Source organism: Rhodobacter sp. NTK016B, from assembly GCF_017303295.1.
Classification (GTDB): domain Bacteria; phylum Pseudomonadota; class Alphaproteobacteria; order Rhodobacterales; family Rhodobacteraceae; genus Pararhodobacter.
The window spans coordinates 1-14,317 of the sequence record NZ_JAFKOK010000008.1 but is presented as its reverse complement, the minus strand read 5'-3'; the positions used below and the strand labels follow the sequence as shown (position 1 = coordinate 14,317).

Here is a 14,317-nt window from a genome sequence, read left to right as displayed (position 1 = left end):
TCGCGTGCAGAAAGTAGCCCTCGTGACCGGAGCCGCGCGCGGCATCGGCCTTGCCACCGTGCAACTGTTTCTCGAACAGGGCTGGCGCGTTGCCATGCTCGACCGCGATGTCCCCGCGCTCGACAGCGCCTGCGCCGGGCTTGAGGGCGCGCACCCCTTCTATTGCGACGTGTCCGAACCCGACGAGATCGACAGCACGATCGCCGAGATCCTTGCGCATTTCGGCCGGATCGACGCGCTGGTGAACAACGCGGGCGTGGCTGATTTCGGCCCCATTGCCGAGACGGATTTCAAGCGCTGGCGGACGGTCATGGCGGTCAATCTGGACGGCGTTTTCCTGATGTCGCAGGCCTGCCTGCCCGCGCTGAAAGAGACCAGCGGCGCGATCCTGAACATCGCTTCGATCAGCGGGCTGCGCGCCTCGACCCTGCGGGTGGCCTACGGCACGTCGAAGGCGGCAGTGATCCAGCTGACCAAGCAGCAGGCGGCCGAGCTGGGCGAAAACGGCATCCGCTGCAACTGCGTCTGCCCCGGTCCTGTGCGCACCAAGCTGGCGATGGCGGTCCACAGCCAGGAGATCATCGACGCCTATCACGACGCGATCCCGCTCAATCGCTACGGGTCCGAGCGTGAGATCGCCGAGGTGATCGTCTTTCTGTGTTCCGACAAGGCCAGCTACGTCACCGGGCAGATCGTCGCTGCCGATGGCGGGTTCGAGAGCACCGGCGTGGGTCTGCCGGCGCTGCGCGCCTGAGCCAGAGGGATCAGACGACGCCCGATCAGACGAAGACGTCCATCGCCTCTTGCTCGCCCACGCCGAAGACGCGCTTGTAACGCTCGACTTCGGCGGCGGGGCCCATCGCCTTCATCGGGTTGTCGCTGAGCTTGACGGTGGGTTTGCCATTGGCCGAGACCGCTTTGCAGACCAGCGAGAAGGGCGCCAGCGTGTTGCCGGGCGCGAGGCCGCGGAAATCGTTGGTCAGCAGCGTGCCCCAGCCGAACGAGACCTTCACCCGTCCGGTGAATTGCGCGTGCAATTCCTCGATCTTTTCGACGTCCAGCCCGTCCGAGAAGATCACCAGCTTGTCGCGCGGGTCCTCGCCACGCTCTTTCCACCAACGGATCGCCACCTCGGCCGCCGAAGCGGGGTCGCCGGAATCGATGCGGATCCCGGTCCAGCCCGCCAGCCAGTCGGGCGCGCGTTTGAGGAAACCCTCGGTCCCGTAGGTGTCGGGCAGGATGATGCGCAGGTTGCCGTCATGCTCTTCGTGCCAGTCGGCGAGCACCTTGTAGGGGGCCTGCGCCAGCTCTTCATCCGTCTCGGCCAGCGCGGCGAAGACCATCGGCAGCTCATGCGCGTTGGTGCCCACGGCTTCGAGATCGCGGCGCATGGCGATGCGGCAATTCGAGGTGCCGATGAACGCGTCGCCCAGCCCCTCGGTCATCGCCTGCACGCACCAATCCTGCCACAGGAAGGAATGCCGCCGCCGGGTGCCGAAATCGGCGATCCTCAGACCGGGGATCTTGCGCAGGCGCTGCACCTTGTCCCAGACGCGGGTCATCGCGCGGGCATAGAGCACTTCCAGCTCGAACTTGCCCATCGTCTGCAGAACGGCGCGCGAGCGCAGCTCCATCAGGATCGCCAGCGCCGGGATTTCCCACAGCATGACCTCGGGCCACGCGCCTTCGAAGGTCAGCTCGTACTGTCCGTCGCGCTTTTCCAGCACATAGGGCGGCAGGCGCAGGTTCTCGAACCATTCCATGAAATCGGACCGGAACATCTGGCGCTTGCCGTAAAAGGTATTGCCCCGCATCCATGTGCTTTCGCCCCGCGTCAGCGACAGCGAGCGCACATGGTCGAGCTGTTCGCGCAGCTCGCCCTCATCCACCAGCTCGGCCAGCCGCACGTCCTTCGAGCGGTTGATCAACGAAAACGTCACCCGCGTATCGGGACGATTGCGAAAGATCGACTGACACATCAGAAGCTTGTAGAAGTCGGTGTCGATCAGCGACCGGATGATCGGGTCGATCTTCCAGTTGTGATTGTGCACGCGCGAGGCGATGTCGACCATGGGGTCCTCCTGGCCCCGGACAGCGTAAAATGGGGCGTTTCATCGTCTTAACGTTCCAACGCGGCGGCTGCAAAGCCCGAAAGGGCGGAAAGGAAGGCCAGAATGCGGCCTGAAATCGGAGTTCTGGGCGCGGGCGCCTTCGGAACGGCGCTGGCCATCGCGCTGGCACAGGCGGGGCGGCGGGTCACGTTGTGGTCGCGCGACAGGGCGCAGGTCCGCGCCATGACGCTCACGCGGGAGAACACCGCGCGGCTGCCGGGGGTCGATCTGCCCGCCGGTCTGACGCCGGTTTCCGATCTGGACGAGGCGGCGCGCGCGCCGGTTCTGCTGCTGGCCGTGCCCACGCAATCGCTGCGCGGGCTGGTGCAGGAGAACGCCCATGCGCTGCAGGGCCGGGTGCTGGTCGCGTGCTGCAAGGGGGTCGAGCTGGGCAGCGGGCTGTTGCCCACGCAGGTGCTCGACGACGTGATGCCCGGCGGGCGGCACGCGGTGCTGACGGGACCCAGCTTCGCCGCCGATATCGCGCGCGGCAAGCCCACGGCGCTGACGCTGGCCATGGCCGGGCGGGGCGATGACGCGCTGCAAGAGGCGCTGTCGACCCATCACTTGCGGCTCTATCTGGAAGACGATGTGCTGGGCGCGCAGCTGGGCGGGGCGCTGAAGAACGTGATCGCCATCGCGGCAGGTGTGGTGCTGGGCGCGGGGTTCGGCGAAAGCGCGCGCGCGGCGCTGATGACGCGCGGCTTTGCCGAGATCGGGCGGCTGGCCGAACAGCGCGGCGGAGAGGCCGAGACGTTGTTCGGCCTGTCGGGCTTTGGGGATCTGGTGCTGACCTGCACCTCGGAGAAATCGCGCAACTTCCGCCATGGACAGGCTATCGGCCGGGGCGAGACGCCCGATGAAAGTCAGACGGTCGAAGGCGTCATGACCGCCCATGCCATCGCCGCCGATGCCGATCCGGACATGTTGCCCGTCACCTGCATGGTCTCGGCGCTGCTGCGCGGAAAGGTGGGGCTGGAACAGGCCAAGGACCTGCTGCTGTCGCGGCCCTTGCGCCGGGAGCGGGGATAAGGGAACGGGAAGGGGGGCTTTGCCCCCCCCCTCGGCCTTCGGCCTCACCCCCCATGATATTTTGGGATTAAAGATGCGCGCTCAGGGCGCCGTCTCCTCATGGGTCTGTTTGCAGACCGGGCAATCGGCGCGCTGTTTCACGGCGATGCGGCGGGTTTCGCCATAAAGTCCGTCATAGATCAGCATCGCGCCCCGCAGGGTGGCGCCCGCGCCGGTCAGGTGTTTCACCGCTTCGAGCGCCATCATCGAGCCCAGCACGCCGGGCAGGGGCGCGATGACGCCCGCCTCGGCGCAGCTGGGGGCGAGGCCATCGGCGGGGCGTTCGGGGAAGACGCATTGGTAGCATGGACCGCCCCGGGCCGGGTCGTAGAGCGATATCTGGCCTTCCCATTGCGTGATCGCGGCAGCGATCAGCGGGGTGCGGGTTTCGACGGCGATCCTGTTGACGAGGAAGCGCGTGTCGAAATTGTCGGTGCCGTCGAGGATCAGATCGTATTCGGCAAAAAGTTTGCGCGCGGTCTCTTCGTCGAGACGGCGGTGATAGGGTTTCACGCTGATGAAGGGGTTGAGCGCCTCCATCTGCTCCTGCGCCGAAAAGACCTTGGGCATACCGATGGTGAGGTCGGTATGGATGATCTGGCGCTGAAGGTTCGACGTTTCGACCCCGTCATCGTCGATCACGCCGATCGTCCCCACCCCGGCGGCGGCGAGATAGAGCAGCGCGGGCGAACCAAGGCCACCGGCCCCGATCACCAGAACCCGCGCCTGTTTCAGTGCGCGCTGTCCCGGGCCGCCGACTTCACGCAGGATCATGTGGCGGGCGTAGCGGTTCAGCTCGGCCTCGGAGAAGAGCGGTTGTTTCTGCATGGAGGCGGCGTGCGCGGCCTCGTGTCGGACGGCGCGGGCGCGCAGGCGTTTGAGCCCGGTGCGGTAGCCCCAGAGCGCCAGCGCCACCAGCGCCAGAACCAGCCACGGGCGCACATCGCCGCCGGTCGAGACGCGGAACGGGGCGTCGGCGGGCATGGCCAGATGTGCCAGCACCATCGCCACCCAGATCGCGCCCAGCACGACCAGCCGCGCGCGCAGCGACACGCCGAAGGCCCAGCCCAGGGCGAAGAGCACGGCTGCGAGGATCAGGATGCCCAGCATCAGCCGCGCCCGGTCGAGCCGAAGCCGCCGTGGCCGCGCGGGGTGTCGCCCAGAACCTGCGCCAGTGAAAAGCGCGCCTGCATGACCGGCGCTACCACCCATTGCGCGACGCGTTCGCCGTGCTGGATCGTGTAGGGCGTGTCAGACAGGTTGATGAGCGGCACGCCGACCGGCCCGCGATAATCGCTGTCGATGGTGCCCGGCGTGTTGGGCAGCGTGATCCCGTGTTTCAGCGACAGGCCCGAACGCGGGCGCACCTGAATTTCGTAGCCCTGCGGGATCTCGACGAACAGGCCCGTGGGCATCAGCGCGCGCGCCAAGGGGGCAAGCGTGAAGCCCGCCGCGCGGTTCTCGGGGCGCAGGTTGACGCGGATATCGGCGCCGGCGGATCCGGCGGTGGCGTAGTCGGGCAGCGCGATTTCGGGGTCGGCCCAGTCCTCACGCTTCAGTTTGATCAGGATGCTCATGTCAGCTCTTTCGCGATACGGGCGGCGAGGCGGCGCGCGACCTCGTCCTTGGGCAGCCGGGGCCAGTCCTCGACGCTGTCTTCGGTGATCAGGTGGACGGCGTTCTCGGCGCCGCCCATGATGCCGGTCGCGGGCGAGACATCGTTGGCGACGATCCAGTCGCAGCCTTTGCGCGCGCGTTTGGCCTGGGCGTGGTCGATAACGTTCTCGGTCTCGGCAGCAAAGCCAATGACCAGCCCCGGTCGCTGTGCGTGACGGCTGATCGTGGCGAGAATGTCGGGATTCTCGGCGAATTCCAGCACGGGCAGGGGCTTGCCCGCCTGTTTCTTCATTTTCTGCCCGGCGGCATTGGCGACGCGCCAATCGGCCACGGCGGCGGCGAAGATCGCGGCGTCGGCGGGCAGCGCGGCTTCGACTGCGGCCAGCATGTCGCGCGCGCTTTCCACGCGGATCACCTCGACCCCCGTGGGCGGCGGGGTGGTGGCGGGGCCGGTGACGAAACTGACCCGCGCGCCCAGATCGCGCAGGGCGGCGGCGAGCGCGGTGCCCTGCTGGCCCGACGAGCGGTTGGCGATATAGCGGACGGGGTCGATGGGCTCATGCGTCGGGCCCGAGGTGACGAGGATTTGGCGGCCTTTCAACGGCCCTTCGGCCAGGGCTGCGTCGATCGCGGCGAGGATCGCCTCGGGCTCGGCCATGCGACCGGGGCCGTGTTCGCCGCAGGCCATGTCGCCCTCGTCGGGGCCGATGCTGAGGATGCCGTCGCGGGTCAGCGTGGCAAGATTGCGCTGGGTCGCGGGGTGGGTCCACATCCGCACGTTCATCGCGGGGGCGATCAGCACCTTCGTGTCGGTGGCCAGAAGCAGGGTCGAGGCCAGATCATCCGCGCGCCCCTGCGCCATCTTCGCCATCAGATCGGCGGTGGCGGGGGCGACGACGATCAGATCGGCCGAGCGCGAGAGCTGGATATGGCCCATCTCGGCCTCGGCGGTCAGGTCAAAAAGGTCCTGATGCACCGGGGCATTGGCCAGCGCCGAGACAGAGAGCGGCGTCACGAATTCGGCGCCCGCGCGGGTCAGGACCGGCGTGACGCTGGCACCCGCGCGCTGCAGGCGGCGGATCAGGTCGAGCGTCTTGTAGGCGGCGATGCCGCCGCCGATGATCAGAAGAATGCGCTTGCCGGTCAGCATCGGGGCCTCCGCTGGGATTGTCCTGATGTAGCCACGGGCGGAAGGGGTGGCAACCGTCATGCCGTCATGGCCCTTGGCGTTGGTGCACCGATGAGGGGACCGGGAAAAATGCCATCGGTGCGCCGCCGTATCGGACCACGCCTAGACCGCCGCGATGCGATGGGCGATATTGCGGCCAACCCCCGCCGTCCTTAATGGCCGCGCCCTTTCTCAATCAGAACAGCAGTCCCCCCATGTCCCAGATCGAATCCCTCTTCGTTACCCGCCTGTATCGTGCCCGTCTGGACGCGTACAAACCCAAGGTCGATAACGGCGAACTGGTCGCCTCGTGCTATTCCATCGCCGAGGATGACGAGGCCGGTCAGAACTGGTGCGAAGAGCAGGGCTATCCGGGCTATACCTCGTATGCCTCGCTGTCCGATCTGCCCTGGCGCTTCCCGATCTTTGCCGACATGCAAAAGGCGCTCGACAAGCACGTTGCGGCCTTTGCCAAGGATCTGGAATTCGACCTGAACGACCGCAAGCTGGTGCTCGAGGATCTGTGGATCAACATCCTGCCCGAGGGGGGCTTGCACACCTCGCATCTGCATCCGCATTCGGTGATCTCGGGCACGACCTATGTGCAGATGCCCGAAGGGACCTCGGCGCTGAAACTGGAAGACCCGCGTTCCAGCCGCCTGATGGCCGCCCCCACCCGCAAAAAGGACGCAAGGCGCGAGATGCAGACCTTCGTCTATGTGCAGCCCGAGGTGGGCGACGTGTTGCTGTGGGAAAGCTGGCTGCGGCATGAGGTGCCGATGAACATGGCCGAGGACGAGCGGATCTCGGTGAGCTTCAATTATCGGTGGGGGTGAGCGCCGGATCGGGCGCAGCCAGACGGAGTGTCCGGTGGACGGTCTGAGGCGCGAACGGGCGGAGCCCTGATGGCAGCCCAGTTCGCGCCCGACGCCACTTTTCCTGTGCCGATCTGAGGCCGACCGGAGAGCGAGCCATAGAAAAACCCCCGCCGATCGCTCGGCGGGGGTTTTGTTCTCTTGTCCGACCGTGTGGGGGCCGCCGAAAATCTACGATTTTCCGCTACACCCCACCCGGCGCGCTAATGCGCGCCGTTACCAGTCTTCGCGAACGACGACGCGGGTCTTGATCGGAAGCTTCATCGCGGCGAGGCGCAGGGCTTCGCGCGCGGTTTCTTCGTTGACACCGTCGAGCTCGAACATCACACGGCCGGGCTTGACCTTGCAGGTCCAGCGGTCGACCGAACCCTTACCTTTACCCATCCGCACTTCGACCGGCTTGGCCGAGACGGGGACGTCCGGGAAGATACGGATCCAGACACGACCCTGACGCTTCATGTGACGGGTCATGGCACGACGTGCGGCTTCGATCTGACGCGCAGTGATGCGCTCGGGCTCGGTTGCCTTCAGGCCGTACATGCCGAAGTTAAGGTCGGAACCGCCCTTAGCTTCGCCGTGAATCCGGCCCTTGTGCTGTTTGCGGAACTTCGTCCGTTTCGGTTGCAGCATGACTTACTCTCCTCAGGCGCGGTCGCGGCGATCGTCGCGACGATCGCGACGGGGCGCGCTGCTGGGGCCTTCCTGCAGCTCGGCCTGCCGGCGATCGCGCGCCTGCGGGTCGTGCTCCATGATGTCGCCCTTGTAGATCCAGACCTTGATGCCGATGATCCCGTAGGGGGTCATGGCCTCGGCCAGCGCATAGTCGATGTCGGCGCGCAGCGTGTGCAGCGGCACACGGCCTTCACGATACCACTCGGTACGCGCGATCTCGGCGCCGCCCAGACGGCCGGCGATGTTCACGCGGATACCAAGAGCACCGATGCGCATCGCATTCTGCACCGAGCGCTTCATGGCGCGGCGGAACGAGACACGACGCTCGAGCTGCTGAGCGATCGATTCGGCCACCAGCTGGGCGTCCAGCTCGGGTTTGCGGACCTCGACGATGTTGAGGTGCAGTTCCGAATCGGTGAAGTTCGACAGCTTCTTGCGCAGACCTTCGATGTCAGCGCCTTTCTTGCCGATGATCACGCCCGGACGCGCGGTGTGAATGGTCACACGGCACTTCTTGTGCGGACGCTCGATCACGACACGGCTGACGCCGGCGGCCTTGCACTCTTCCTTGATGAAATCGCGCATGCGCAGGTCTTCGAGCAGCAGATTGCCGTACTCTTCGCCGTCGGCGTACCAGCGGCTGTCCCAGGTGCGGTTGACCTGGAGGCGCATCCCGATGGGGTTAACCTTCTGTCCCATTACGCTTGCTCCTCGCGCTCACGCACCTTGATGGTGATTTCCGAAAACGGCTTCATGATCTTGCCGAAACGGCCGCGAGCACGCGGACGTCCGCGCTTCATGACCATCTTCTTGCCGACCCAGGCTTCGGCGACGATCAGGTTGTCGACGTCCAGGCCGTGGTTGTTCTCGGCGTTGGCGACAGCCGACTGAAGGCATTTCTTCACGTCGATGGCGATACGCTTTTTCGAGAAGGTCAGATCGGCGAGCGCCTTTTCGACCTTCTTGCCGCGGATGAGGCCGGCGACCAGGTTCAGCTTCTGCGGCGAGACGCGCAGCATGCTGGCCTTGGCCATGGCTTCGTTGTCAGCCACGCGGCGCGGATTTTGCTCTTTACCCATGACTTACTTCCGCTTCGCTTTCTTGTCGGCCGCGTGCCCGTAATAGGTACGGGTCGGCGAATATTCACCGAACTTCTGGCCGATCATTTCCTCGGTCACGTTGACGGGGATATGCTTCTTGCCGTTGTAGACGCCGAACGTCAGACCGACGAATTGCGGCAGGATCGTCGAGCGGCGCGACCAGATCTTGATGACTTCGTTGCGCCCCGATTCCCGAGCCTTTTCCGCTTTTTTCAGCAGAAATGCATCGATGAAGGGGCCCTTCCAGACAGAACGTGCCATGTGTTAGCGGCCCTTCTTCTTGGCGTGACGCGAACGGATGATGTACTTGTCCGTCGCTTTATTCGAGCGGGTCCGCGAACCCTTGGTGTCCTTACCCCACGGGGTGACCGGCGTACGGCCGCCCGAGGTCCGGCCTTCACCACCACCATGCGGGTGGTCGATCGGGTTCATGGCGACACCACGCACCGACGGACGAACGCCCATGTGGCGCTTGCGGCCGGCTTTACCGAGGTTCTGGTTCGAGTGGTCCGAGTTCGACACGGCGCCGATCGTGGCCAGGCATTCCTGACGCACCATGCGCAGCTCGCCCGAGGACAGGCGCAGCTGGGCGTAACCGCCGTCACGGCCGACGAACTGGGCATAGGTGCCCGCGGCGCGCGCGATCTGACCGCCCTTGCCGGGCTTCAGCTCGACGTTGTGGACGATGGTACCGAGCGGCATGCCCGAGAACGGCATCGCGTTGCCCGGCTTCACGTCGGTCTTCGTACCCGAGATCACGCTGTCGCCAACGGCCAGACGCTGCGGAGCGAGGATATAGGCCTGCTCGCCGTCTTCGTAGCGGATCAGCGCGATGAACGCGGTACGGTTGGGGTCATATTCGATACGTTCCACCGTGGCGGGAACACCGAACTTGCGACGCTTGAAATCCACAACGCGGTAGAGACGCTTCGCGCCACCGCCCTTGCGGAACGAGGTGATCCGTCCGGTGTTGTTCCGGCCGCCCGACTTCGTCAGACCCTCGGTGAGGGATTTGACGGGGCGTCCTTTCCAAAGCTCCGAACGGTCGATCAGCACCAGCCCACGCTGGCCCGGCGTCGTCGGCTTATACGACTTGAGTGCCATGCTTTCTGTCTTCCGTTGCTTTGCGGCGGGTTGCCCCGCCTGTCTCTTGTAAAGCCCCCCGAAGGTGGCCGAAGTTCACAATCCACGAGGCCCGGAACGAATCCCGGGCCTTCGCGATGGGGGCGTGTAACAGGGATGCGGGTGTGTGTCCATAGGAGTCAGGCCCTGCAGGCCCTGCGCCTCTGGCGGGGTGTCAGTCGCCCGGCACTTCCTGCACCCGGCGCACTGTCTTCAGCACGTAGCGCTGCGGCAGGAAAGGCAGAATGCGGTACTGGAACTTCCGCTTGGCCGAGACGCCCGCGAAGACATTCAGTTCGCCGCGCTCCATCGCCTCATAGCCAGTCTTTGCGACCTCGGAGGCCGGTGTCGGGGCGGCGAAAAGCGGGGTTCGGCTCATATCGGCGGTTTCGGCGAATTCGCTCGCCGTGGCGCCGGGCAGCAGGCAGGTCACCGTCACCCCGGTGCCGTCCAGCTCTTCGGCCAGTGCGTTCGACAGGCTTTTGACGAAGGATTTCGTGGCGAAGTAGACCGCCTGCAGCGGCCCCGGCGTCAGCGCGGCGGTCGAGGCCACGTTCAGCACCCGTCCCTTGCCCCGGGCCACCATCCCCGGCACGAAGAGCCGCGTGAGATGGGCCAGCGCGACCGAGTTCACCTGGATCATCGCCGCGTTCCCGGCCCAGTCCTGTTCGTGGAACAGCCCGCGCGCGGCGAAGCCCGCATTGTTGATCAGCGTGTCGATGGCGATGCCGTCTGCCTCGACCTGCGCGGCGATGCGTTCGGGCGCGCCGGGGTCGGCGAGATCCTCGGCAATGACCAGAACCTCGCGGCCCGATCCGGCTTGGATCTCGTCCTTCAGGGCGTTCAGCCGGTCCAGCCGTCGCGCGACCAGAACCAGATCGCCGCCCCGCGCCGCGTGCAGCCGTGCTAGTTCCAGACCGATCCCGCTGGATGCGCCGGTAATCAGGGCAACCTTTTGCATGTCTCTCTCCAAATGAAACCGAATTTGTATTCGGTTTTGACATTGTCGCGCTGATCCGTCAAATGGAATCCGAACCTTTATTCGGTTTTGGGCAGGGCATGAGCGAAAACCGCTGGATATCCGACCTTCACTGGCGCCGCGAAGGCCAGCAGACGCGCTCGGAGCGTACGCAGACCCGGCTGATCGACGCAGCCGAAGCGCTGATTTTGGAAAAGGGGACCGAGGCGACCTCGATCGCCGACATCGCCGCGCGGGCGGGCAGTTCGGTCGGCACCGTCTATCACCATTTCAAGGACAAGAAGGCGCTGTTCCTTGCGCTGTTTGCCCGCATGACCGAACGCTACAAGGCCCTCAACGCCGCCGGGGCCGACCCCGCCCGATGGCAGGGCGCGACGATCCGCGACCTGATGCGCGGTTATCTTGAGCTGACGATGGCGGCGTACCGCGAGAATGCGGCGGCCAAGGCGGCGGTGTCGGTGGTGATGGCCGATTTCCCCGAACTCGCCCGCCACTACGCCGAGATTCAGGCCGAAACCCGCAAGGCGCTCTACGCCCTGATGCATGAACGCCGGGCCGAGGTCGGGCATCCAGACCCCGATGCCGCGCTGGCATTTACCATCGACACACTTGCCGCGCTGATGCGCGCGCGTATGGATCCGGCGCAGCGCGCGGCATCCCTGCAGGATCTGTCCGATGAGGATTTCGTGGCGCAGGTACTGAGCCTTGCCGCCACCTATCTGCGGCTAAAGCCTTAGTCCGAAACCCGGTGCCAGATCGGCGCGAAGCCTTCTTCAGCGCCGGGAAAAGACACATGCTGTAACAGCTGGTCGAACTGTGCGCGTGTGACGGTGAAGGGATGCGCCCCCGACGCGGCACGCGCCTGCTGGCGTTCCCAGCACAGCTCGGCCGGGACATCGAGCACGTGCAGCGCATGGCTCACGCCCGCCGTTTCGGCCAGCCCGCGCAGCCTTGCCCGCTGTTCGGGGGTATTGGCGGGGAAGTCCAGAACCACCCGCAAGCCGGCCCGAAGCAGCGCCACGATATGCGCATCCAGAACCGCGTGCAGACGTTTGGCGCAGCGCTGGTAATCCGTCAGCGTCGTCATCTGGTCGCCGAACAGAGCCGCAAGCCATTCATCCTCGTGCAGGACAACGCAGCCCGAACCGGCGCCCAGTTTCCGCGCCAGCGTCGATTTGCCCGCTGCCGCCATGCCACAGATCAGTGTCAGGGCGGGGCCCTCGCCCACGGGCTGCTTCGGTGTCTCGCTCATCTCGCCTCCTTGGCACAAAAGAAAAGGGCCCCCGCGCGATGGCGGGGGCCCTTCGGTGTTTCCGGGACAGGGCGCCGGGGCCCCGAGCCACCGATCAGAGGCCGGTGGTCACATCAATGGCGTTGCCTTCCTCGAGGGTGACATACGCTTTCTTGACGTCCTTGCGCTTGCCGAGGATGCCCCGGAAACGCTTGACCTTGCCTTTGGTGATCGTGGTGTTCACCGCTTTGACCTTGACGCCAAACAGGCCTTCGACGGCCTCTTTGATCTGCGGCTTGGTCGAGTCGATCGCCACTTCGAAGACAACGGCGTTGGCTTCCGAAGCCATCGTCGCCTTCTCGGTGATGACCGGCTTGCGGATCACGTCGTAATGTTCAGCTTTCGCGCTCATGCCAGTCGAGCCTCCAGAGCTTCGACGCCCGCTTTGGTGATCACCAGGGTGTCACGCTTGAGGATGTCGTAGACGTTGGCGCCCATCGACGGCAGCACATCGACGCCATCGAGGTTGCGGGCGGCGGCGGCGAAGTTTTCGTTCACTTCGGCGCCGTCGATGATCAGGACCTTTTTCCAGCCCAGGTCGTTCACGGCCTTGGCCAGCATCGCGGTCTTGGCTTCGGCCATGTCAGCCGAGTCCAGAACCACCAGCTTGCCGGCAGCGGCTTTCGCCGACAGCGCGTGCTTCAGACCCAGCGCCCGGACCTTCTTGGGAAGGTCGAAGGCGTGGCTGCGCGGGGTCGGGCCCTTGTAGACACCACCTTTGCGGAAGATCGGCGCCTTCTTGGAGCCGTGGCGAGCGCCGCCGGTGCCTTTCTGGCGATAGATCTTCTTGGTCGAGTAGGACACGTCCGAGCGACCCAGCACCGAGTGGGTGCCGGCCTGCGCCTTGGCGCGCTGCCAGCGCACCACGCGGTGCAGGATGTCGGCGCGCGGCTCGAGCCCGAAGATGGCGTCGTTCAGATCGACTTCACCGGCTTTGCCGGCGTCGAGCTTGATCACGTCGAGTTTCATCACTTGTCTCCTTCGGGCGCGGCATCGCCGTCCGTCGCAGCACCGTCGGACTTCTCGGCGTCGATCGACGCTTCGGCTTCCTTCAGCGCGGCGGCTTCTTGCGCGGCCTGCTCTTCAGCCAGGCGCTTCGCTTCGGCCTCGGCCTCGGCAGCAGCGGCGGCAGCCGCTTCTTCCGCGGCACGGCGGGCTTCTTCGGCGGCGCTCTTCAGCGCGGCGGGCAGGATCGCGTTCTCGGGGAAGGGCTTCTTCACCGCGTCCTTGATCGTGACCCAGCCACCTTTCGAACCGGGGACGGCGCCCTTGACCATGATCAGGCCACGGTCGGCATCGGTGCGAACGACCTGCAGGTTCTGCGTCGTCACGCGGGCAGCGCCCATGTGACCGGCCATCTTCTTGCCCTTGAACACACGGCCCGGATCCTGGCACTGGCCAGTCGAACCATGCGAACGGTGGCTGATCGACACGCCGTGCGAGGCGCGCAGACCACCGAAGTTGTGGCGCTTCATGACGCCGGCAAAGCCTTTACCGATCGAGGTACCGGCGATGTCGACGAACTGGCCTTCGAAGTAGTGATCGGCGGTGATTTCTTCACCGACATTGATCAGGTTCTCGGGCGAGACGCGGAACTCGGCAAGCTTGCGCTTGGGGGCGACCGAGGCTTTCGCGTAATGGCCGCGCATCGGCGCGGACACACGCTTGGCCTTGGCCGTACCGGCGCCCAGCTGAACCGCGGTGTAACCGTCGGTATCGGCCGTGCGCTGCGCGACGACTTGCAACGAATCGAGTTGAAGGACGGTCACGGGAACCTGCTTCCCGTCCTCCATGAACAGCCGGGTCATGCCCAGCTTCTTGGCGATAACTCCAGAGCGCATCGGGGACACTCCTTAAACCTTGATTTCGACGTCGACGCCGGCAGCGAGGTCGAGCTTCATCAGCGCGTCCACGGTCTGCGGGGTCGGATCGACGATGTCGAGAAGACGCTTATGCGTACGGATTTCCCACTGGTCGCGCGACTTCTTGTCGATGTGCGGACCACGGAGAACCGTGAACTTCTCGATCTTGTTGGGCAGCGGGATGGGCCCGCGAACTTGAGCACCGGTGCGCTTGGCCGTGTTGACGATTTCCGCGGTCGACGCATCGAGCACGCGGTAATCGAAGGCCTTGAGCCGGATGCGAATGGTTTGACCTTGCATCTTCTAATTCCTCATGTCTCGCGGGACGGGCCCTGGGGCCCATCCCGCCTGACGGCCTTACTTGATGATTTTCGACACGACGCCGGCGCCGACGGTACGGCCGCCTTCACGGATAGCGAAGCGCAGCTTCTCTTCCATGGCGATCGGCG

20 protein-coding genes are annotated in these 14,317 nt (G+C 65.4%); 4 read left to right on the top strand and 16 right to left on the bottom strand.

Annotation, left to right across the window (positions count from 1 at the left end; all coding sequences use genetic code 11):
- Positions 1–4 precede the first annotated feature (4 nt).
- Complete coding sequence (locus JI664_RS11470; RefSeq protein ID WP_207013859.1) at positions 5–754, top strand: SDR family NAD(P)-dependent oxidoreductase; 750 nt, start codon at positions 5–7, stop codon at positions 752–754.
- A 25-nt stretch (positions 755–779) separates the two neighbouring features.
- On the opposite strand, the gene pncB is transcribed toward JI664_RS11470, so the two are convergent.
- Positions 780–2,072, bottom strand: coding sequence for a nicotinate phosphoribosyltransferase (gene pncB, locus JI664_RS11465; protein ID WP_207013858.1), 1,293 nt, complete (start codon positions 2,070–2,072; stop codon positions 780–782).
- 102 nt (positions 2,073–2,174) lie between these two features.
- Between pncB and JI664_RS11460 the strand changes: the two genes are divergently transcribed.
- A complete protein-coding gene (locus tag JI664_RS11460; protein ID WP_207013857.1) occupies positions 2,175–3,143 on the top strand; it encodes an NAD(P)H-dependent glycerol-3-phosphate dehydrogenase in 969 nt (322 codons plus the stop codon).
- Positions 3,144–3,224: 81 nt separating this feature from the next.
- Here JI664_RS11460 and JI664_RS11455 read toward each other — a convergent pair whose 3' ends face one another.
- The 3 genes from JI664_RS11455 to coaBC are packed head-to-tail and all read right to left on the bottom strand — an operon-like array spanning position 3,225 to position 5,949.
- Positions 3,225–4,292, bottom strand: a complete 1,068-nt coding sequence (locus JI664_RS11455; RefSeq protein WP_207013856.1) for a HesA/MoeB/ThiF family protein — start codon at positions 4,290–4,292, stop codon at positions 3,225–3,227.
- Positions 4,292–4,759 (bottom strand): dUTP diphosphatase, encoded by a 468-nt coding sequence (dut, locus tag JI664_RS11450; protein WP_207013855.1) that lies wholly within the window; start codon positions 4,757–4,759, stop codon positions 4,292–4,294. The genes JI664_RS11455 and dut overlap by 1 nt, the downstream gene beginning before the upstream one ends.
- Entirely contained in the window at positions 4,756–5,949 is a 1,194-nt protein-coding gene (gene coaBC, locus JI664_RS11445) for a bifunctional phosphopantothenoylcysteine decarboxylase/phosphopantothenate--cysteine ligase CoaBC (RefSeq protein WP_207013854.1), read from the bottom strand. The genes dut and coaBC overlap by 4 nt, the downstream gene beginning before the upstream one ends.
- Before the next feature lie 233 nt (positions 5,950–6,182).
- Here coaBC and JI664_RS11440 point away from each other — a divergent pair, with 233 nt between their 5' ends.
- On the top strand, positions 6,183–6,803 hold the full coding sequence (locus tag JI664_RS11440; protein ID WP_207013853.1) for a 2OG-Fe(II) oxygenase family protein: 621 nt from the start codon (positions 6,183–6,185) through the stop codon (positions 6,801–6,803).
- Positions 6,804–7,058: 255 nt separating this feature from the next.
- On the opposite strand, the gene rplP is transcribed toward JI664_RS11440, so the two are convergent.
- The 6 genes from rplP to JI664_RS11410 all read right to left on the bottom strand — a co-directional run bounded on the left by rplP (position 7,059) and on the right by JI664_RS11410 (position 10,697).
- Complete coding sequence (gene rplP, locus JI664_RS11435; protein ID WP_109534650.1) at positions 7,059–7,472, bottom strand: 50S ribosomal protein L16; 414 nt, start codon at positions 7,470–7,472, stop codon at positions 7,059–7,061.
- 12 nt (positions 7,473–7,484) lie between these two features.
- Positions 7,485–8,213 carry a 30S ribosomal protein S3 gene (gene rpsC / locus JI664_RS11430; RefSeq protein ID WP_068305488.1) on the bottom strand — a complete coding sequence of 243 codons (729 nt, stop codon included), beginning with the start codon at positions 8,211–8,213 and terminating at the stop codon, positions 7,485–7,487.
- Positions 8,213–8,593, bottom strand: a complete 381-nt coding sequence (rplV, locus tag JI664_RS11425) for a 50S ribosomal protein L22 (protein ID WP_207013852.1) — start codon at positions 8,591–8,593, stop codon at positions 8,213–8,215. Before rplV ends, rpsC begins: the two co-directional genes overlap by 1 nt.
- 3 nt (positions 8,594–8,596) lie before the next feature.
- A complete protein-coding gene (gene rpsS, locus JI664_RS11420; protein WP_207013851.1) occupies positions 8,597–8,875 on the bottom strand; it encodes a 30S ribosomal protein S19 in 279 nt (92 codons plus the stop codon).
- 3 nt (positions 8,876–8,878) lie between these two features.
- Complete coding sequence (gene rplB / locus JI664_RS11415) at positions 8,879–9,718, bottom strand: 50S ribosomal protein L2 (protein WP_207013850.1); 840 nt, start codon at positions 9,716–9,718, stop codon at positions 8,879–8,881.
- A gap of 193 nt (positions 9,719–9,911) precedes the next feature.
- Entirely contained in the window at positions 9,912–10,697 is a 786-nt protein-coding gene (locus tag JI664_RS11410; protein ID WP_207013849.1) for an SDR family NAD(P)-dependent oxidoreductase, read from the bottom strand.
- A 98-nt stretch (positions 10,698–10,795) separates the two neighbouring features.
- Between JI664_RS11410 and JI664_RS11405 the strand changes: the two genes are divergently transcribed.
- Positions 10,796–11,452, top strand: coding sequence for a TetR/AcrR family transcriptional regulator (locus JI664_RS11405; RefSeq protein ID WP_207013848.1), 657 nt, complete (start codon positions 10,796–10,798; stop codon positions 11,450–11,452).
- On the opposite strand, the gene JI664_RS11400 is transcribed toward JI664_RS11405, so the two are convergent.
- The 6 genes from JI664_RS11400 to JI664_RS11375 form a co-directional block, all read right to left on the bottom strand.
- Entirely contained in the window at positions 11,449–11,967 is a 519-nt protein-coding gene (locus JI664_RS11400; RefSeq protein ID WP_207013847.1) for an ATP-binding protein, read from the bottom strand. The two genes, JI664_RS11405 and JI664_RS11400, sit on opposite strands and share 4 nt — an antisense overlap.
- A 94-nt stretch (positions 11,968–12,061) precedes the next feature.
- The gene (locus tag JI664_RS11395; protein WP_207013846.1) at positions 12,062–12,358 is read right to left on the bottom strand and encodes a 50S ribosomal protein L23; all 297 of its coding nucleotides are present in this window, start codon (positions 12,356–12,358) and stop codon (positions 12,062–12,064) included.
- Positions 12,355–12,975, bottom strand: a complete 621-nt coding sequence (gene rplD / locus JI664_RS11390; protein ID WP_207013845.1) for a 50S ribosomal protein L4 — start codon at positions 12,973–12,975, stop codon at positions 12,355–12,357. The genes JI664_RS11395 and rplD overlap by 4 nt, the downstream gene beginning before the upstream one ends.
- Positions 12,975–13,847 carry a 50S ribosomal protein L3 gene (gene rplC, locus JI664_RS11385; RefSeq protein ID WP_207013844.1) on the bottom strand — a complete coding sequence of 291 codons (873 nt, stop codon included), beginning with the start codon at positions 13,845–13,847 and terminating at the stop codon, positions 12,975–12,977. The genes rplD and rplC overlap by 1 nt, the downstream gene beginning before the upstream one ends.
- A 12-nt stretch (positions 13,848–13,859) precedes the next feature.
- A complete protein-coding gene (gene rpsJ / locus JI664_RS11380; RefSeq protein ID WP_068305476.1) occupies positions 13,860–14,168 on the bottom strand; it encodes a 30S ribosomal protein S10 in 309 nt (102 codons plus the stop codon).
- A 57-nt stretch (positions 14,169–14,225) separates the two neighbouring features.
- On the bottom strand, positions 14,226–14,317 hold a 92-nt coding region (locus JI664_RS11375; protein ID WP_207014085.1), incomplete at its 5' end, for a hypothetical protein.